Origin of the sequence: Lewinella sp. LCG006, assembly GCF_040784935.1 — a bacterium.
In the GTDB taxonomy this organism is placed as follows: domain Bacteria; phylum Bacteroidota; class Bacteroidia; order Chitinophagales; family Saprospiraceae; genus Lewinella.
Genome location: NZ_CP160680.1, coordinates 5,828,746 through 5,849,163, shown reverse-complemented (window position 1 = coordinate 5,849,163; position 20,418 = coordinate 5,828,746). Strand labels below are relative to the sequence as shown.

Below are 20,418 nucleotides of genomic sequence, written 5' to 3'. Positions count from 1 at the left end.
ATTACTTTAAGTCTTGTTTAGCAGCAATAGCGTGGTTCCTTATGCTTGGGCATAAAAATAAAAACCACAGAAATAAAAGAAATTGCTACTCAACATGACTGTTTTGTCTTGCTTATGAAACAAACCTAGAGAAATATTTTGAACACTACAAACAATTCTCCTAAAATCGAAAAAAAACAAACGAATGTTCGCTTTATTATTGTTCGCTAAAAGACAACAACATCTCTTGGAGGACTTGGTTGAGGTTGGTAATCGCTTCCTTTAGCTTCCAGTTATCGCGCTGCCTTTTTTCTACGTAGTTGCTGATGGATCTAATCTGCAAAGCAGGTCTTGCGTATTGCAGGCTGGCATAAAAGAAAGACGCTCCTTCCATACTCTCCACTTGAGCAAAAGGGAAACTTGCTTTCATGGCTGCTATACTTTCTTCGGTGCCATGTACCTTATTCACACTGATACCGTGTACGCGCGGGAGAAAAGCTTCTCCGTCAATAGGGCTATTCCACAGGCGTCCGTATTTAAATGGAAAACTATCACCATCTATCAGCCCCATTGTCGTCACTTCGGTGAACGTACCATCTGCTTCCTCTACCCCCAGATCCGCAAAACAATCAGACACCACCTCTACGACCTCACCAAGTTGCAATTGACGATCAATGGCTCCCGCTACTCCTGCTTGCAACAACAGATTATACTGACGCGTAGTCAGGCGATGCCCCAAAGCAAATGCCGCTAATGGCAACCCTACCCCAGTAATCAAAACCTCTATACTCAAAGCTTCTTTTTGAAAATGCAGCGGCTCTCTTTCCCATCCTTCACTTCGAAGAAAATCCAGCAATGGGGCTATCTCAAAGGCGGTGGCGGCGATTAGGAGTATTTTCATAGTATCTGTTTGCGTAGACAAATGGTCTTCTTATTTTTTCTTATTTGAGCCTAGCTGCCTAAGGCAGTCACTGTTTTACATTCACTCCCCTCCTCCAATTATCAAATCGTAAGCATACACCTCCCCTCTCAGCGTCGTCACCAGAAAGTATTCCCCTTGCATATTTTCACTCAACAATGCTTGGTCTTCTCCAGGAAGTGGAAAACCAGGCGCAATTTCCCCCTCTCCACTAATCAACCACAGCTGATCAGGAGACTTTTGTACGGCAATAATTCCTAAAGGTGCTGCTGGCAACAATGCCCGTGGGGTAAAGCCCAATAGCTGCTGCCAGCGTTCCCGGAAATCGGCACCAGCGTAGCCAAACAAATGCACCAAGGAGCCACGCTGCACAATGTAGTCGCTACGGCCATCGCCCCAAATATTAGAAAAAAGAAAATTATCTACAGGGCCACGTCCCAAAGGCAACGGATAGATATTTCCCTCCAGGTCCCATACGTTGATTTTGCCACTGGCCGTTGCGATGATCAACCGACTAGCCGTCTGATCTTCTGTGTTTAATTCCAGACCAGGCCTACCAAGAGGTTCTTCGGGCACGGGAGGAAGGCTAGATTCAAAGTTGCCGAATTTATCAAACAGCTGCCAACTCTCTTTGCCCGTCCATGCGATAAGAAGATCTTCCTGTGGTAGCTGCCAATGTGTAATCGGGACTTGGCAGACCGTACGCCCTGATAATTTGGCGGGCCAACCTTGCACTGCTTTAGCATCCAGATTCAGCATTTCCAAGGTGCCTTCCTGGGTAGGGAAAACTAAATACTGGTCCCCTACCTGATCAAAGGCCACAACGGTCAAACCTGCGGAAGGGGCAGCAATACCCGCCCGGAGTGACATCGCCACACCTTCTTCCGACCAAATATGTAGACTTGTTTTTGAGGTAGCAAAATACTGTGGTGCACCTCCCGGCGTAGCTACTTTCCAAACCGGAGGATATAGCGCTGGCACCCCTCGCTGTGACCACAATATCGTCCCGTCTACATCAAGCAACCAACAATCCCCACTCACCGCTTGCGCTACAAACTGCGTAGGGAGATTACTAGCAAAGGTGCGAACGGGCAGTAATGTTAATTTATCCTGCGTGGGTAGTTTAGCGGTCCAACGTAGACTTGCTGTTTTTGTCGCTGCTGGAGCACTTTTAATTGCTCCTTCCAAGGACCACAGACCATTCTTTTCTGGCGTCATCTGGAAGTACATGGAGCCATTACTACTCCATCCGTATTGCGGGAAGAGCAGCTTAAGCCAATTGGTTTCCCCATCGCGTAGCGGCCCCCATCGGTAATAGCCTTTTGGTCCTTTCCCTGCTTTGAGCATGGCTGCTAAACTCAGAAAATCATCTTGTTTATTCAACGTCGCTCCCAGCAGATGATAATCGAGATAGCGTTCCATTTCTTCTCTAAAAACACTTACCAGCAAGGCATCTGGCAATTCCACCACCCATGGTTGCCAGGCTTTACGATCACTGAGGCTCGCCAAGCCGGCAGCTGTTCGCAATTGAAACATTTCGAAAAGCTGGTAGCGACTTTCCTCCATGAATTGGTCGCCGTTGAGGTAGGTATTTTTGAATTTTGCAAAAGCCGATGCGTCTCCAATCGGCAATACCCAGAGGCGGGGAGCAATTCGATCCGGTTGGCTAGAGGTCGCCAATTCCATCTGCCAACCACCTGCACCCAACCAATCGCTTAAAGGTGTTTTTTCTCCTGGTTCCTTGCTGCTTGATAAAGGAAATAATTTTTGGACAATCTCAGGTACCTTGTCCCAATCTGTCACTTCTTCGTAAGCCAACCAATCTTTAGTTGTATTCAGCACAACGCCTTGGGCAGTAGCTGTACTATCGGTTCCTACTATGCTTACCGCCAACCAATCTCCTAACTCCTGATAAGCACGTACTTCGTTGGTGTTCAACCAAGTCGTTGGGATTTTGTCTTCCAGGTACCCGGTTCTTAGCAGCATTCGCTCCCCTTCTGCCTCCCATTTTCTGGCGTAAGCCGACACCTCCTCAAAACCGTCCTCTGCTGGCCAGGCCGCTATTTTTCCCGAAAGACTCAGAAGGGCATTTTCGACCTGGAAAGGATAACGCCCCGCTAAAAAAATATTGTGGTAACGAGCAAAATAAACCGGATCGTCAGAGGCTACGCCAAAAGTATAAATATCTCCTCCTGAAAAGTTTATCGTCGGGCCATAGTTGGTCGGATTCCATGCAGCTCCCAAACTACGTGCAGAACCAATAAAGGTATATACGGCCTCCTGAGGGCCATTCCCTACTTCGGGCATTAACCACCATTCTTCCCAAGTGGGATCTACTGCTAAATCCAGGGAGTCTAAAACTTCCCTGATCCGCAGCGCATCCAAGTACCACAAATGTTGATTATTCAATGTGGTAGTCTCATCGGCAATATTAGGAAGTCCTAGTAAAAGGCTATTACTCGTGCTTACAGCTTGAAAAGGACTAACTTGATCAAAAGGCAATCGATAATAGGAACGCATCAACCAAAAGGCCGTGCCAATAAAAACTAACAATAAAACAACAAGGAGGATTTTTTTACGCATAGAACAGGTAAACTAAAGATTAGAAATCAAAGATGGGTAAGATTATTATTTCCGCCAATTTTTTCAGACATTTGAGCCGTCTTAGTAGTCGACCATTGATATTTACAGTACCCTTCCCCCTAAATGTCTGTGCAGAACACGTAAAGTTCCCTCGCAGATAAGCTTCAAAACCGTGCATATATATTTATTAACGCATTAAAATATACATAATGCGCAAGAATTTTCTACGCCTTGGTGCCGTATTGATGGCACTTGGAGTTGTTTTTGGGGCTTTTGGTGCGCATGGTTTGAAAGAAATCGTCAGCCCGGAGAAACTAGGAATTTTTGAGACCGCCACTCGGTATCAGATTTATCATGCTTTTGCCTTGCTACTCATCGGCACCTTGCTTTATTTTAGAAAAACCAGCCTTATGCCAATTGCTGGCTGGTTGTTTTTAGGAGGTATTGCTTGCTTCTCGGGATCGCTCTATCTACTCACCTTTACTGATATTGTTGATTTACCAACGGGAATATTAGGTCCAATCACGCCTATTGGAGGTTTGCTCTTCGTAGCAGGATGGCTTGTACTGGCTGCTTCTACTTTTCAGGACAACGAAAAGCGTTACCGGAAAGGGAGCTCGGAATAACAATATTTATTACTCCGCTTCCAATTCTGTCTCGCTGTCTTTCTTGCGGTTCCGCCACCAAACGTAGCCAATGACACCTATTAGTAAATAAGGCGTGGCCAGCATATAGAGAATACCGTTATTGAGGCCTTCGCCTTCCTGACCGCCGTTGGCCAGATTGCTCTCGGCCGTCATACGACACATCGGACACTGGGCTTCTACTAATAACGGTAGGCAAAAAACGATCACTAGTAATAAAAAAGGTAAAATCTTATTGATATTCTTCATGGCTAAATCTTTAGCATTCATTAATAATAAGGCTTCAATAATAGATAACAGATGGGCCCCGTCAGGCAAACATAAAACCATACCGGCCAGACATAACGGGCATACTTTTTGTGCTGCTCAAATTGCTCGGTATAAGCTTTGATGAAAGTTAACAAAATAAAAGGTAGGCTAACGGCCGCCAGAAAAATATGGCTAAAAAGGAGCGCCAGGTAATAAGGTCTTACCCCCGCTACCGCAGCGGCTTCTACCGCACTTAGTACTTTGTCACCATCGGCATCCCCAAAAATCGTTTCTGGGGTAGTAAAGTGGTACAAGACATAACACAAAAGAAACAAAGCCGAAAGCCCCAGGGCCAGGAAATTTAGTTTCCGATGGATCACTACCTTTTTCTTCTTTATAAAGTACAAGGATGCCAGCAAGGTTAATGCAGCAAGTCCATTCAGTAAAGAATAAAAAGGTGGTAAAAAGGAGAAATCTACGCCTTCAGGAAGAGGTACTTTCACCCTTCTCATTAAACCGACAAGAACGAGTACCAAGAAGGTAACAATCCAAGTAAAGGTTTTGAGCTTACGCTCTGTAGCAAGTTGTGTTTCCGTCATCTTGATTGATCTTTGTATTCGAGCTAAAATAAGATGATCCAATTTGTTTCAAGGCTTAGTAAGAAAAAGAACGCAACCTGCCTGCTCGCTGCAAGGCAGGCAGGCTTCATTTCACTCAGTTGCTTATCTTTTTTTACTAAACCCAAATTGGATCACCTTATTTTTATACGCTCACTTTACATTTCTGCCTCGCGGCGTAATTCAGGTTTGGGTTTATCTCTTTCTGGTAGTAATATCGCTGTGCGCTCTACCAATTTTTGCAAAATTTGTTCGTCTTGATAAGGATAAGCTTGTCTTATATAAAGAGAATCATCCAAAAGCACAATCAATCCATCTTTGAGCGTTGCTTTTTCTTCCGGTACAAGGGCTAATTGCCCAACAAACTGATCAAATTGAGCTTGATTACTCCCCCAGTACAGCAGCTGTGCAGTATCAACTGGGAGCTTGTATTTACGCTGAAAAGCGACTACCGTTGAGCTGTCGCCTTGCTCAAAAAGCGTCCATAACTCGAGGTTTTCAGGAATGTCAAATTGCTGATGCAACATTTTTAATACGCTGGCATATTTCTCGGAATCAGCAGAGGCGGGTAATAATCCGAGCAAATAGAAGCTTTCACCAATTTCCATCCTTGGCAACTGACCATCCAATAGTTTTAAGCCCGTAATATCTGTTAAGCGCTGCTCTTTACGCAAGCCTTGCATGGCCTCTTTCTGGTACTCGTAGCCTTTTTTTAGGTAGATATAACTCCCTAATGGTAAGACTACCAGAAAAAAAGTAAGCGCCAAAATGGAAGCGATCCTTCCAAAAACACTGGGACGCTCTTGTGGATTTGTCATAAACTCTTTTATTGTAAAATATAGAACAATTGCTTATCGATCAGGTTTAGCCCAACCCACATCCTCACCAAAATATGACAATACCTTTCGGATGGTCTAAAAACTACACTAGTCATCTCGAAGCTACGAGATGACTAGTGCAATATCCATTGGGAAGGATGAGCAATAATTTCTTTTACGCTAGCTTAGCAGGTAAGTGTCCTCAGAAAGGAGGAAGCTTTCCTGGGCAGGAGTTGCGTTAGGATCAACCTGTTCCCGCTTCTTCACATCTTCGCGACGTTCTTTCCAACTGTTGCCTTCCTGGAAGAAAGCAATCAGTGCCCAAACCAATAACAGTGTGGGGAGTAGTACACTCATGGCCAGGCCTTTCACCTCATAACGCATGTGCATGAACTCATAGATAATGAAATACGCTTTGTAAAGCGAAAGCCCAATCAGAGCAAGCGCAACGATGCCTAATACAACTTTGTACTCACTTACATCGATACCAATGTGCCCCTTGCCTAGCAAAGAGATGAATACCTCAACCAAAGTTACAGCACCTAGCAACGCTAAGCCTTTGTATACATCTCTGATCGATTCTTCGTATGTTTTATGTCCAGCCATTTCGGATAGAATTGAAATATTATCGTAATCAACTAGAGGAGATGACTCCTAGGTTGAAATTTAGCAAATTTATTAAAGGAGGTAAAACACCAGGAATACAAACACCCAGACCAAATCTACAAAGTGCCAGTACAAACCGATTTTTTCTACCATCTCATAGCCGTTCTTACGAGCAGCATAAACGCCACTTCCTGCATTGATCAAAATGATCAAAAGGAAAACGACACCTGATAGTACGTGGAAACCGTGGAAACCCGTAATTCCGAAGAATAAAGCACCAAAGGCTTTGGGGCCATAATCTTCCATCATGATCTCACCAGGATTTTCTCCTTCGGTAACCACATATTTACGGTGGATAAATCCAGCTTCATCAACATACATGAAACCATAATCCTTGTCGTAAGCATTCACCGCGTGGCTAGCATGTCCTTCTTCTTCACCGTGTCCAGAAAAAGAAGCAATAACAGCTTCGTCGGACAAAGAAGGATCAAGGTCGGCCATGTGTAGCAAAAAGGTTTGTCCTGCGGCTACTTCTTCTTCACCTGGTTTGCCATCAACCCCCAGATAAACGCCCTCTTCCGTGTGCGTACCGAAAGGGTTGCGGGTGACAGACATGTGCTCTGTACCGATCAGGTTGTTCCATTCCCAAGCCTGACAACCCAAGAAACCTGCTCCGCCCAGTACCGTTAAAAGCATCCAGAAGACTACTCCGCGCTTGTTTTCGCGATGTCCTTCCTGTACCGCGCGCACCATCGTCACAGAGCTGATGATCAGCAAGAATGACATGAAGGTTACGAAAATCAAAGGAGCCCCGTGCAGACCAAAAGGTGCCGTTGAAAACACAAAATCTGGTACGGGCCAGGTTGGACTGCTAAAGCGCAATGAGCCGTAAGCAATCAAAAAGCCAGAAAAGGTAAAAGCATCTGAGAGTAGGAAATACCACATCATCAACTTGCCGTAACTCGCCTGAAACGGTGCTGTACCGCCATCCCAAGATCCTCCTTGATCATGGTGGACATCGTGTTCCATTACAGTAGTGTCATGTTCTGCCATCGTGCAGCTTTTGTTTTGTCTAACATTTAATATCGAGTTGCCCTCAGTGGAGGGACAAGCTCATAGCGACAAAGCATCAAGGTCTTTTACCCGACCAGTTATGCTTTTCGTTTTGTCTTTTTCAAATACCAGCTTTCCTGGGTTTATCGCTGAAATGCCATGAATACGACAAGGTACAGCCATACGCCTCCCACAAAATGCCAGTAAGTTAGAGTGAGCTCAAATCTTAGTTTCCGCGCAGGTGTCAGTTTGAACTTGCGGGAAAAAGCGATAATGAGCGCAATCATCAAAGCAGCGAGTCCGCCCAAAACGTGAGCCAAATGGATCCACGAAAGAGCATAGACAAAATCACCGCTAGGATTCAATTTCAAAGGAATACCCATTGCTGCCAGTGCTTCCCAACCTTGGTACTGTAGTGCTACGAAGGTGAGGCCTAAAAGCATGCTAACGACTAATAATCCTTTGTATAAGTTCTCCCGTTCACTTTTGAACGCGAGATAAGATCCGTGCAAAGTTACACTGCTAACCAAAATCACCAGTGTATTCACGAAAAAAATATTTGGCAACGGAAATTCTAACCAATTTCCAGCAGCCTGTCGCACCATGTAAGCACTGGTAAGTGCCGCAAATAGCATCGACATACTCGCACAAGCCACCCAAAGTGCAAATTTCTTGGGGTGAATTTTATTTCTACTACTGCCGGTTTGCTGCGCCATGATAGAATCTGTCATTTCTTTTAAATCATTTTATCCCCCCAAAAAAGCAAAAGCGATAGCGGGATATAGCCAAAGGAAAAGAACATTAGCTGCAAAGCGGTTTTTCGTTCTGGTTGTAGCAAGAAACGCCAAGCAAAATAACTGTAGCATACGCCTAAAAAGGCAACAATACCTCCCGACCACCATCCGGTGTACCCAAAGTAAGCAGGAAGTAAACCAAGCGGTACCAGTACCAATGCGTATACTAAAGCCTGTTGGCCTAGTTTTTTCAAGTCGATTTCTCCTTCCACTTCTGGAACGAGTTGGTAACCTGCCTTGGAGTAGTCTTCGTAACCTAGGAAAGCAATCGACCAAAAGTGGGGAAATTGCCAACAAAACTGGATAGCGAAGAGGGTTAGCCCTAACCAGGTCAACTCTCCCTGAGCAGCTACACACCCTATGAGGGTAGGAAGCGCACCAGGCACCGCACCAATTAACACAGCTCCCGGGGAAACGCGCTTCATTGGTGTGTAGACGAAAGCGTAACTTACTAATGCAAAAGTTCCAAAAAAAGCAGTCCAAGGATTGAACAAGGCCAATAAGCTAATGCCAAAAAGACTCATAAATCCTGCTGCCAATACTGCTTCAGAAGTTTTCATTCTCCCAGCCGCCAAAGGGCGGTTTGCAGTACGTTTCATCAATCGGTCGTAATCTTTTTCCAATACCTGATTAAGGGTATTTGCAGCTCCAGTAGTCAAGAATCCTCCCGCCGCTAAAATTGCTAAGGAGGTAAAACTAATGGTGCCTGTAGCAGCAATCAAATAAGCGATTACTGAAGAGAAAACAACCGTTGCTGATAGCCGGAATTTCACCAGCAGAAGCAAATCCTGGATCCGAAGTCGCAGCGCAGCGAATGGCTTATCAATTGTTGCGCTATCAGTTATCGGATCCAGAACTGTTTCTTTATGCTTAGAAATTGAATGCTTCATTTATTCTTAATGACCACCGTCGTGCTCACCTTCTTTTAGGGGCATAATCTGAGGGATGAAATCCTGACCGTCCTTACCATAGTCATATGGCCAACGCTGAACAGCAGGAATTTTTCCTGGCCAGTTGCCGTGTCCGGTTTTGATCGGAGTAGTCCACTCAAGGGTAGTAGCACCATAAGGATTCTGTGTCGTCATTTTCTTACCACGCCAAATGCTGTAGAAGAAGTTGATGATAAACAGTACCTGGAAAGCAAATACTAAAATTGCAGCTACCGTGATGAATTTATTCATCTCAGCAAAGTGGCTGAACGTCTGGAAAATATCAAAGGAATAGTAACGGCGTGGTACACCAGCCATACCAATGTAGTGCATAGGCCAGAAGATGGCATAAGCTCCAACCATGGTACCCCAAAAGTGAATTTTACCCAGCGTATCGTTCATAAATCGGCCATATAACTTAGGGAACCAGTGATAAACACCAGCATACATCCCAAAGAAGGCCGCAACCCCCATCACAATGTGGAAGTGAGCTACTACGAAGTAGGTATCGTGCATCTGAATATCAATGGCGGAATTACCAAGGAAAATACCGGTCAATCCACCTGAAATAAACATTGACACGAAACCGATGGCAAACAACATCGCTGGATTAAAGCGGATGTTACCACCGTATAAAGTCGCAATCCAGTTGAACACCTTTACCGCAGATGGTACTGCAATAATCAGTGTGAAGATGACGAAGAAGTTCGAGATAAATGGATTAACACCTGACATAAACATGTGGTGCGCCCATACGATAAACGAAAGGAATGCAATCGCAAGAATGGAATAAACCATCGCTTTGTAACCAAAGATTGGCTTACGTGCATTCACCGAAAGTACTTCAGAAACAATACCCATCGCAGGAAGGATAATGATATATACCTCAGGGTGACCCAAGAACCAGAACAAATGCTGGTAAAGTACCGGGCTACCTCCTACGTGGTCAAGTGCCTGACCTCCAATGAAGATTTCACTTAGGTAAAAGCTCGTACCCAATTCACGGTCACACATGACCAGGAAGAACGCAGAAGCCAATACCGGGAAAGACAAAAGTCCAATGATTGCAGTGATGAAGAATGCCCAAATCGGCAACGGCATACGCCACATGGTCATTCCTTTGGTGCGAAGGTTAAGCACCGTGGTGATGTAGTTGATACCACCTAACAATACAGACACTACAAAGAGTACCAGACTCAAGGTCCACATCGTCATACCTGCACCAGAACCACCTGAAGCTTCTGGCAAAATGCTCAGTGGAGGATAGGCTGTCCAGCCTCCTGAAAATGGGCCAGTACTCAGGAATAAGGAAAAGAACATTACCAAACCGGCTAAAAAGAAAAACCAGTAAGACATCATGTTCAATAATGGAGATGCCATATCACGGGCACCGACCATCAATGGAATAAGTAGGTTACTAAATGTACCACTTAATCCAGCGGTCAATACGAAGAAGACCAGAATCGTACCGTGCATCGTCACCAATGCATAGTAAAATTCCTGGGACAAAGCCCCCATACCTTCGCTGTTGATCTCAATCCACTTGCCTAACACGGGCTTCAACCAAGCAAGGCTTTCCTCGGGGAAACCAAGCTGGAGGCGAAACACCAATGACATCAAACCACCAATCACGGCCCAAAACATCCCGGTAATCAGGAACTGCTTCGCAATGATCTTGTGATCTTGACTAAAAATATAGGTAGTGATAAAGCTTGACTGATACTTATCGCCGTGGTGATGGTCATGAAAATGATCCTCATAACCAAGCTCTTCGATCAGCTTTTCTTCTACCGTATTCGGTTGAATTACTGCGGTTGCCATTCGCTATTTAATTTTTTGTCTGTTTCAAAAGTTTGTCCTAATGCAATATTACTCACCAGCCGGAGCGGTTTCCTCTGCTGCCGGGGCAACAGCGGTAACCGCTTGACCACCCGCTAGAACAGTAAATGCTGTTCTACGGTTTTGCTCACGCCCTTTTTCAGTGCTATTATCTGCAATGGGCGCATTTTGTCCGTAACCTGTAGCTACCAGACGACCTGCGTCAATGCCATTCTCTACCAGATAATTTTTCACTGCATCTGCACGCTGCTGAGAAAGCGCCATATTCGCTTCCGCATCGCCCGTATTGTCGGTGTGACCACCAAGTCCAATAACTAGTGCAGTATTTTCCTTCATCGCCTCGATTACATTGGCCAACTCATAAGCCTTTGACATGGCAGTAAGTGCTGCAGATCCAGTCTCAAAAGTAACGTACTTAAGTACGAAAGTACGATCTTCTTGGGTTGCAGCATTTAAAGCCCCATCAAGTAGCGTCGTAAACTCTTGCTTACGGCTCTGTGATACAATAGAGGGTAATTTGCCATCTATCGGCCAGGGATCGTCCTCTGTCTGGTGGATCGCCGTCATGTAGTACGACTGCTGCTGATCCAACCAATCTTTGTATTCATCTTCAGAAACAATACGAACCAAGCGACGCATGCTCCAATGACCAGTACCGCAAAGCTCGGCACAAGCCAATTCGTAGTTGAAGTTTTCCCAAAGTTGCTTTTCTGGATCATCAGGATCGGGCACCTGATACTCAGCGTACTGACGTAGACTTTGGCGGTATTCTTCCGTTGTTTTCTCCGGTGTAAACACGAAGTAAGTGGGCATTCCTGGAACAGCATCCATTTTTACCCGAAACTGAGGCAGGTAAAAATCGTGCAATACATCACGTGCCAAAATACGTACACGTACTTTTTTGCCAACAGGAAGTACGATCTCACCAGGATGAAAATCATCGAGGTTGGATTCGTCTGTCCAATCCTGACCAACAGGGTTGGTACCAGAGGTTAAACGGAAATCACGTGATCCCAACTTCCCATCAGGACCAGGGTAACGCAACTGCCAAGCGAACTGGTAGCCCATCGCTTCGATCTCAATAACGTCTTCATCGGTACCGACATCGGCCATTACGTCGTTCCAGGCATCCAAACCGCCAACAACCAAAAAGGTCATTACTACCGCTGGAATAACTGTCCAGACAACTTCTACCGTATTGTTGTGAGGTAAAAAGATAGCCTTTCCTCCTTTGCGATGACGGTACTTGTACGCGAACCAAAACAAGGCGATCTGGGTGATGAAAAATACAATACCTGTAACAATAACAGTGATATTGAACATCTTATCCAAGCTCTTACCGTGGGCAGAAGCAGCCTCGTGTGGGCCGTAACCCAACATATAGTTCTTGTAATAATAAGCCGAAACAACGCAGAATACCAGGAAGAGAATCATGAAGATCAACAGCCATCGACTAGTTGTACGATTACTTCTTTCCTGACTATCTTCTTCACCACGGATTTTAGAAGCCAGCTCGGTAACCTTACCGATCTGCACTGCGACTACCGCAATCAAGATGATACACAATGTGGCTAATAAAGCAGTCATTTGCTATGATTATTTTAAAAAGTCAAAATTTGTTCCACAATTTACGCAGGTAAAACAAAGACTTCTAGAAATTGCTCACCAGAACTCCTTGTTTAGACTCATTCTAAATAAGCCTACGTGTGGTGGTGCTCGCTTTCGTGAACAAATGGGTGGTTCTCTGGAACTAACTTCGCTTTAGACAAGCGGTTTAGAACGATAAACAGGAAGAATGCCAAGAAACCTAACATTGTTCCAATTTCCAACAAGCCAGGGAAAGTCATTCCCATTTGGAAAGAGCTATGTCCGTGCCCTTCATCTCCATATGCTTCAACAGCATGTCCATCACCGTGTCCAGCAGCACTGTGGTCGCCCTCAGCGTGCTCCGCTTCGTGGCCAGCAGCAGCAGCATGATCGTCACTCATACTTAAAGTAGTAGCATCGTGGTGATCATCACCTCCGCTTGGGTGCATCTCGTGAATTTCATGAGCGGTGTGCGCGACCCCTGGCTTGATCATTTGGAAATAGTCGTACCAGTGACCGAAGAATACAATGAAAGATACGAAAAACAGTGTACCAAACTTACGCTTGGTGTCATTGCGCATCAGAATCAAGAAAGGAAGTACAAAGTTCAACACCAAATTACCCCAGTACAACACAGGATATTCGTGCATCCGCGTCAGGAAGTAAGTGGTTTCTTCACCGTTGTTAGCGTACCAGATCAGCATGTACTGGCTGAACCACATATAGGTCCAGAAAACACTAAACGCAAACAGGTACTTACCCAAGTCGTGGAAGTGCTCATTGGTCACATTCTCATAATATCCTCTGGACTTCAACCAGATCAACAGCATGATGGTGAGTGCCATAGCCGCAACGAATAGAGATACAGTTGCATACCAGGCATACAGGGTGCTGTACCAGTGAGCATCTACACTCATCACCCACTGCCAGATCATTGCAGCACTGGTAAAACCAGCGATAGGCAAGAAGATAGCAGAGATTTTTTTGATTTTTTTGTACTGAAGGTATTCCTCCGTACCTACTTCATCCTCTTCTTTGGACAAGGTACGGTAGCGGTAGGCAAAATAAGCCCAAGTACCCACAACGAGTAAGGTGCCCAAGCTGTACCAGGTATTGTTTAGGAAAGGACTCTTTCCTTGCAAAATAGGATCAGCAGCCACCGAAGCATCATCTGCCCAATGGTAGATGTGGTTGATGTCGAATACAACGGCTACCACCATGATCAACATCAAGACCAGGGCGGGTACCAGGAATACGGAGAAAGCCTCCCAAACCCGCTGAATCATCAGGTGCCAACCAGCATAAGCTGTGGTGAAAGCTGTCAGTACAAAAATGGACACAAAGCCGATTCCCAAGAAGAAAACGGTATTGTGCAAATAGTTAGACCAGGTCCGGGTGAGAAAACTATCGTCTCCCAAGGCGGTTAAGGCCAAGCAAATTGCACCCAGTGCCATAAATGCTCCTAGTACGGTCTTATGTTTGGCCTCAAACGTAAATTGGTTCATCGCGTATTATTTGTGCGTCTGCGAATTTTTTACTTATCTGTCTCGTCCTTTAGGACACTTTGCTTAGTGCTGATCGGTATTGTGCTCTCCTTCTACCGGGGTAGCTTCGTCGGTGTGCTCCTCTCCGTGCTCCATCATCATTGCTGACTGGTGGGTGTAGGGAGTAATAGAGGCTCCAGGAGTGCCAAATACAGCATTAAACGTATTTTCTTCTTCACTGTAGGTAGCTCCCGCTTCTTTCGCCTGTAAAGAACGAATGTAGTGAATTACCTGCCAGCGTTCTTCGTAGCTGATTTTGTCTTTATAAGCTCCCATTACGTTTTTACCGTACATAATCGCGTGGTAGAAACGGCCATTACTGGCAGCTGTAAACTCCTCGTTGATAAGGTTGGCAGGTGCTGCCAGGTATTTAGCGTTGGGGTTTTGGTCAGCATCATAAAGATAACCTAAACCGTTTGCTTTCTCACCGTGGCAAATTCCACAGAAAACATTGTAAAGCTCTTTCCCCCGTGCCAAACCATCAGCAGTAATAGGAAAAGGATTTTCAATGATTTCTGCCATAGCCTGTGCCCGCGATTCTTCTGTATCAACATAGTAGTAAGGTACAGAACCGTTTGTAGGAACATTAATATCGGTTACTCTTGCTTCTTCCATACCAGCATTGCTGTGTAGGAATTGACCTGCGTAACCGCGAGGAATCGTACCCGCTACAGGAAGATCTGGACGCTTCAACAAGTCGTTGAGTTGGATCGTACTCTCCTTGTCGAAGGTATTGTAGTAGTAGTAATTAGACGTATTTGCCTCCAAAGCTAAAGAGTGTGCCATATCTGGCATATACTCAGAACCCGTGAACTCTGCATCCGCAGGTGTACAGGCGTACATCAGCAAGGATACAGAAAAGGCAATGATGATCAGCTTAATATTATTCATCAGAAATTTCTTGCTAGCGTGGTTAATGATTATATCACCTTTGTGTTCACTTCAGAAGCACCCGAAGTAGAAAAGAAACTGCGCAGTTTGTCGAGTTGAGACTCCGATGCACCGTTGGTTTCAAAGGCAATGCAAAACTTATCATCCGTGATCCGGTCATCCAGCGTAGGGATGGTTTTCCCTGGTGCCATTCCACAAACCGTATAGAAGCTTACTACCATTCCGATAGAGGCGAAAAGTACGGTCAACTCAAAGGTAATCGGAATGAATGCAGGTACGGACCAGTACGGCTTACCACCAAAAATGATTGGCCAATCGCGGGTAAATACCCAGGTCATGAATAAGAATGCCGTGAGGGTTCCAATAGCGCCGTAGATGAACCCGGCGATATGAAGCCGGCTTTCCGCCAACCCCAATAATGGATCCAAACCGTGCACTGGAAATGGCGTATATACGTCCATGATATCCAGGTGATCCTCATTGGCTTGCTTAACGGCTTTGAGGAGTATTTCCTCATCATCGTAAAGACCAAACAAAACTTCTTTATGTGTCGCGCTCATGATAAGCTAATTATGCTCGTTAATAATTTTTCAAGTTCTAGTGGTGGTCAGCGTGAGCGTTTGCTTTTTTAGCATTCTCTCCAGCGTATTGATCACCAGCCACTTTGAGGATACTCTTGATTTCCGCTACAGCAACTACTGGTGCTACCCTTACAAAAAGGAGGTAGAGCGTAAAGAAGAGTCCTAATGAACCAATGAATAAACCAATCTCTACCCAAGTAGGTACGTAGTAACTCCAGCTCGAAGGCAAGTAGTCACGCGCCAGGGTGGTAGCAATAATTACAAAGCGCTCAAACCACATACCGATATTGATAAAGATCGACATGAAGAAAGTAACGAAGATACTCCGACGCATCTTCTTGCTCCAGAACAACTGTGGAGACAACACGTTACAAGACATCATACCAACGTACGACCACCAGTAAGGTCCGAGTACACGATTATAAAAGGCGAATTGCTCGTAGATGTAACCTGAGTACCAGGCGATGAAAAGCTCCGTCAGGTAAGCTACCCCTACGATCGTTCCTGTCAACAGGATTACCTTGTTCATACTTTCGATATGACCGATCGTAATGTAGTCTTCCAGCTTCAGTACTTTCCGCGTCATAATCATCAGCGTCAATACCATGGCGAAACCAGAGAAGATCGCTCCTGCTACGAAGTAAGGAGGGAAAATCGTGGTGTGCCAACCAGGGATAACTGAAGTAGCGAAGTCAAAAGATACAATCGTGTGTACCGAAAGTACCAGCGGTGTAGCCAAACCAGCAAGTACGAGAGAAAGACTCTCCCACCGCTGCCAGTGCTTGGCAGAACCTGTCCATCCAAAAGACAGACCATTATAAATCTTGCGGCGCAGCCCCTTAGCACGGTCACGAACGGTAGCAAAGTCAGGCACCAAACCAGTATACCAGAACAATAGCGACACCGTGAAGTAAGTGGAGATCGCAAAAACGTCCCACAACAGTGGAGAGTTAAAGTTCACCCACAATGGACCTCTGGTATTAGGGTAAGGGAAAATAAAGATGGCCAGCCAAAGACGCCCCATGTGGATCAGCGGGAACTGGCCCGCACAGATTACCGCAAAGATGGTCATGGCTTCCGCTGCCCGGTTTACCCCTGTCCGCCAACGCTGACGGAAAAGCAAAAGGATTGCGGAAATCAAGGTACCGGCGTGACCAATACCTACCCACCAAACGAAGTTGGTAATATCCCAACTCCAGCCGATGGTACGGTTAAGGTCCCAAGAACCAATACCTTCCCAGATCGTCCAGGCTACACAGAAAACGTAAAGGGCCAACCCCGTCACTGCAACCAAAAATGCGATCACCCACGCTGCCGTTGGGGTACGCTCGGTCGGTGAGCAGAGATCCTCCGTAATCTGATGATAGGTTTTACCACCATTTACTAAAGGCTCCCGAATGTGAGATACAACTGCGCTCATATCAATTTTTATTGACTCGTTTTTGAGCGACTGGATTTTCCTAAGATCAGACTGTAGGAAAATCCAGCCAAGGACTCAAAATTTAGATTTATGCTTCTAATTCTTCTTTACTATTGTTTACGCGAGCAGCGTAGAATACACTTGGCTGGACGTTGATTTCCTCCAGTACCAGGTAATTCAATGGGTTCTCGATGCGCTCTGCAACGTCTCCTTCCGGATTGTTACGATCACCGAAAACGATAGCTCCCGTAGGACAAGCCGTCTGGCAAGCCGTGCGTACATCATTATCAACCAGGCGGCGAGTTTCGCGCTTGGCAGATAATTTACCTTCCTGGATGCGCTGTACACAGAAGCTACACTTCTCGATCACACCGCGTGAACGAACGGTAACGTCTGGGTTCAAGACCATCCGCGTGAGGTTGTCTGCACCATAAGGTAAATCCTCTCCACTTACGGTAGGTTCGTTGGCTGCAAACAAATCAGCCGTAGTGTAATCCAACCAGTTGAAACGACGCACCTTGAAAGGACAGTTGTTGGCACAGTAACGCGTACCGATACAACGGTTATAGGTCATCTGGTTCAATCCTTCCGAACTGTGGTTGGTAGCAGCTACCGGACAAACGTTCTCACAAGGAGCGTTGTCACAGTGCTGACACATCATCGGCTGGTAAACCGCCTTAGGGTTTTCGTAATCGCCGTAGTAGTAACGGTCGATACGCAACCAGGTCATTTCGTGATGGCGGTGTACTTCGTGCTTACCTACAACTGGAACGTTGTTTTCCGCAACACAAGCAACCTGACAAGCACCACAACCAATACAAGCGTTGAGGTCAACGTGCATGGCCCAGTGGTGGCCCTGGCTGTAAAGCTTTTCACTGTATTCTTCGAAAGGATAAAGCGTCTGGTCGTTCAGGTGCTTGGCTTCTGCCCGACGTTCTGCAATATGCTCCTCTAATTCAGATAGTTCGTCCAGTTTACCTTGATAGATAATGGAACGCTTAGTGAGGCCTCCCTGGAAACCGGCACCTAAGGTCATCAAGGTCTTTTCATCCACGTTTAGTGGCTTGCCTGTCTCTTCGTCTTTAACAATTTCGCCATTTTCACGAGCAGTTACCCCCATCGTATGGTGGTACTGTACACAAGCGAATTCGTCTTCTACTTCTACAACACCAGAAATAGAGGCCGCAGTAGAATAATATTGAACGTTGCCGTCGCTATCAGACTTCAGGCACTCGAAAACGTTGGTACCTACTTCGTTACCCAAAGCACGTCCTACCATACCGGTTACGGTACGACCGTAACCAAGAGCGATGGCTGTTGTTCCAGCTGGCTGACCAAACTGGCGCACACAAGTTGCCTTCATTTCAGCACCGTCAACACCCAGCATAACCTGATCGGCTTTGCCTTTGAATTCCCACTCGTTGAGGCCATTCATCGCTGACCAAGAGTTACCTCCGTCCCAAGTAACGGGAATTGCGAGGTAATTGCCCCAAACACAACGTGTAACGGGATCAGGCATTTCCTGCAACCAAGGGTTGTTGGCGTATTCACCACCACCCATGTTGACTGTTTCGTAGAAAGTCACTTCCAGTTCAGTGTTAGCAGGCTTGCGCACTTTGGCAGCAGCAGCATTCACATCACCTGCGAAGGTGATTGGAGCTTCTGCTTCAACTGGTAAATCAATTACCCCGTCGTGAAGGACTGCATCCCAGAAAGTCTGGAAAGTGAGGTAACGTGATTGTGATTGGAAAACTGTGTTTTCCCAGTTTTTCTTCAAGTACTCGAGGTAAGGCTGCTCGGCAGTGGTATCCAAAGCCGGGCTGTTGGCCCAACGGAGTAAGCTTTCTTCTCCAGCACGCGTACCAGCACGACCTACAGAAGCGAAGATCGGTGAGATGGTTGGCTGAATCAGTGAGTATACACCACTCTTTGGCTCGGCATCGCCCCAGCTTTCAAGAAAATGGTGAGTAGGTGCTACGTAATCACACAGCACATTTGTTTCGTTTGGTGTGCCACTGGTGCTGATCTTCAGCTTCACTTTGCCTAAAGCGGCACGGAAAGCAGCTGCTCCCGGGAAGTTGTAGACAGGGTTGGCATCGTCGAGCACGATCAGTGCGTCTACGCTACCACTCTGCATATCTTTTACCAACTTCATTGCTGCACGATCATCCCCTTGGCGGGTCATCAGTGAGCTGGTGAAGTTCATGGTTGCACCGTAATTGCCCAACATCTGGTTGATGCTATTTACAAGTACTTGCTCACCCATGTTGTTGGATGCAGAAACCACGACACTCTTGCCACGTGCAGCCAACAATTCTTTGGCGATAGCTACCATCTTTTTCTGCTTGTCAGCAGGAAGTTTTGGACCACTAACTGCACTGCTGCCGGTTCCTTTGGCCACTTCATTGTACAAAGCAACAATGGCAGCACCAATTTCAGAAGGCTTCACCGGTACACGGTTGTCAGCGTTTGAACCAGAAAGGCTCATGTAGCTTTCTACCTGAATGTGGCGAGACATCTTAGGGTTCTTCGCATTTACCTTACGACCTACAGCATATTGACGTGCAAACTCGATGGGTGAAACCCAACTGCCCAGGAAGTCACAATCAACAGCAACGATTACATCGGCCTTGTCGAAATTGTACTCAGGGATAGCACGTGTACCAAAACATGCTTCGTTGGCTTGCAACAAAGCGGAAGAAGAAACCGGATCGTACATCACTACCTCCGTATTAGGATAAGTAGCGGTGAAGTCTGCAATCGCCTGCTTGGTGGTAGGACTGAGGATGGTATTCGCCACGATGCGGACCCGAGAACCTGGCTTCAACTTGCCGGAAATGGTTTTATCGAAATCTTCCCAGCTCATCGCGTCAGAAAACTTCCCATCAGCTACTGCACGGGGAGCATCAAAGCGACTGGTATCGTACAAGCCCAAAACACTGGCCTGTGCACGAGCACTGGTACCTCCGTAAGTAATTGGAGATAGTGAGTTTCCTTCGATTTTGATTGGACGCCCTTCGCGGGTTTTCACCAGAATAGGACAGTAATCGCCACCCTGAACGAAAGAAGAAGCGTAGTAAGTAGCAACACCCGGAACGATGCTGTCCGGCTTGATTACGTAAGGGATCGCCTTGCGTACAGGAATGTCACACGCTGCGATGGTCGCAGCACCAATACCAAAACCTAGGTATTTCAAAAAGTCACGGCGGTTTGATTCAAGGCGGGTTTCTACACCACCTTCCGCTGCCAACTCTGCAAATTCAGACTTTTCCGACTGGGCCAACTCCTGATTGTTATTGAGTTGTTCTGTACCTATCCAGACGTTATTCTTATGGTTCTTCATTATGCTGATTTGTCTGTCTCTT

General features: G+C 46.0%; 17 protein-coding genes. 1 reads left to right on the top strand and 16 read right to left on the bottom strand.

Going from position 1 to position 20,418, the window contains the following annotated elements; translation table 11 throughout:
- Positions 1-196: 196 nt before the first annotated feature.
- Positions 197-880: a futalosine hydrolase gene (mqnB, locus tag AB0L18_RS21100; protein WP_367389308.1), complete on the bottom strand. Its 684-nt coding sequence runs from the start codon at positions 878-880 to the stop codon at positions 197-199.
- Between the two features lie 81 nt (positions 881-961).
- Positions 962-3,481 carry a hypothetical protein gene (locus tag AB0L18_RS21095; RefSeq protein WP_367389307.1) on the bottom strand — a complete coding sequence of 840 codons (2,520 nt, stop codon included), beginning with the start codon at positions 3,479-3,481 and terminating at the stop codon, positions 962-964.
- A gap of 209 nt (positions 3,482-3,690) precedes the next feature.
- Here AB0L18_RS21095 and AB0L18_RS21090 point away from each other — a divergent pair, with 209 nt between their 5' ends.
- Complete coding sequence (locus AB0L18_RS21090) at positions 3,691-4,107, top strand: DUF423 domain-containing protein (RefSeq protein WP_367389306.1); 417 nt, start codon at positions 3,691-3,693, stop codon at positions 4,105-4,107.
- A 9-nt stretch (positions 4,108-4,116) separates the two neighbouring features.
- Here AB0L18_RS21090 and AB0L18_RS21085 read toward each other — a convergent pair whose 3' ends face one another.
- The 14 genes from AB0L18_RS21085 to AB0L18_RS21020 all read right to left on the bottom strand — a co-directional run bounded on the left by AB0L18_RS21085 (position 4,117) and on the right by AB0L18_RS21020 (position 20,396).
- Positions 4,117-4,374, bottom strand: a complete 258-nt coding sequence (locus AB0L18_RS21085) for a hypothetical protein (RefSeq protein ID WP_367389305.1) — start codon at positions 4,372-4,374, stop codon at positions 4,117-4,119.
- 20 nt (positions 4,375-4,394) lie between these two features.
- Positions 4,395-4,973 (bottom strand): DUF420 domain-containing protein, encoded by a 579-nt coding sequence (locus AB0L18_RS21080; RefSeq protein WP_367389304.1) that lies wholly within the window; start codon positions 4,971-4,973, stop codon positions 4,395-4,397.
- Between the two features lie 176 nt (positions 4,974-5,149).
- Entirely contained in the window at positions 5,150-5,809 is a 660-nt protein-coding gene (locus tag AB0L18_RS21075; RefSeq protein WP_367389303.1) for a hypothetical protein, read from the bottom strand.
- 180 nt (positions 5,810-5,989) lie between these two features.
- Complete coding sequence (locus tag AB0L18_RS21070) at positions 5,990-6,415, bottom strand: cytochrome C oxidase subunit IV family protein (protein WP_367389302.1); 426 nt, start codon at positions 6,413-6,415, stop codon at positions 5,990-5,992.
- 72 nt (positions 6,416-6,487) lie between these two features.
- Positions 6,488-7,468 carry a cytochrome c oxidase subunit 3 gene (locus AB0L18_RS21065; protein WP_367389301.1) on the bottom strand — a complete coding sequence of 327 codons (981 nt, stop codon included), beginning with the start codon at positions 7,466-7,468 and terminating at the stop codon, positions 6,488-6,490.
- 143 nt (positions 7,469-7,611) lie between these two features.
- Positions 7,612-8,199, bottom strand: a complete 588-nt coding sequence (locus AB0L18_RS21060) for a heme-copper oxidase subunit III (RefSeq protein ID WP_367389300.1) — start codon at positions 8,197-8,199, stop codon at positions 7,612-7,614.
- A gap of 5 nt (positions 8,200-8,204) precedes the next feature.
- Complete coding sequence (gene cyoE / locus AB0L18_RS21055) at positions 8,205-9,152, bottom strand: heme o synthase (protein WP_367389299.1); 948 nt, start codon at positions 9,150-9,152, stop codon at positions 8,205-8,207.
- A 6-nt stretch (positions 9,153-9,158) separates the two neighbouring features.
- On the bottom strand, positions 9,159-11,012 hold the full coding sequence (locus AB0L18_RS21050) for a cbb3-type cytochrome c oxidase subunit I (RefSeq protein ID WP_367389298.1): 1,854 nt from the start codon (positions 11,010-11,012) through the stop codon (positions 9,159-9,161).
- 48 nt (positions 11,013-11,060) lie between these two features.
- Positions 11,061-12,617 carry an OmpA family protein gene (locus tag AB0L18_RS21045; RefSeq protein WP_367389297.1) on the bottom strand — a complete coding sequence of 519 codons (1,557 nt, stop codon included), beginning with the start codon at positions 12,615-12,617 and terminating at the stop codon, positions 11,061-11,063.
- A 113-nt stretch (positions 12,618-12,730) separates the two neighbouring features.
- On the bottom strand, positions 12,731-14,122 hold the full coding sequence (locus AB0L18_RS21040; protein WP_367389296.1) for a hypothetical protein: 1,392 nt from the start codon (positions 14,120-14,122) through the stop codon (positions 12,731-12,733).
- A gap of 63 nt (positions 14,123-14,185) precedes the next feature.
- Positions 14,186-15,052, bottom strand: a complete 867-nt coding sequence (locus AB0L18_RS21035; protein WP_367389295.1) for a cytochrome c — start codon at positions 15,050-15,052, stop codon at positions 14,186-14,188.
- Positions 15,053-15,081: 29 nt separating this feature from the next.
- The gene (locus AB0L18_RS21030) at positions 15,082-15,612 is read right to left on the bottom strand and encodes a DUF3341 domain-containing protein (protein WP_367389294.1); all 531 of its coding nucleotides are present in this window, start codon (positions 15,610-15,612) and stop codon (positions 15,082-15,084) included.
- A 37-nt stretch (positions 15,613-15,649) separates the two neighbouring features.
- Positions 15,650-17,053 (bottom strand): NrfD/PsrC family molybdoenzyme membrane anchor subunit, encoded by a 1,404-nt coding sequence (nrfD, locus tag AB0L18_RS21025; protein ID WP_367389293.1) that lies wholly within the window; start codon positions 17,051-17,053, stop codon positions 15,650-15,652.
- Positions 17,054-17,141: 88 nt separating this feature from the next.
- Entirely contained in the window at positions 17,142-20,396 is a 3,255-nt protein-coding gene (locus AB0L18_RS21020; RefSeq protein WP_367389292.1) for a TAT-variant-translocated molybdopterin oxidoreductase, read from the bottom strand.
- Between the last annotated feature and the right edge of the window lie 22 nt (positions 20,397-20,418).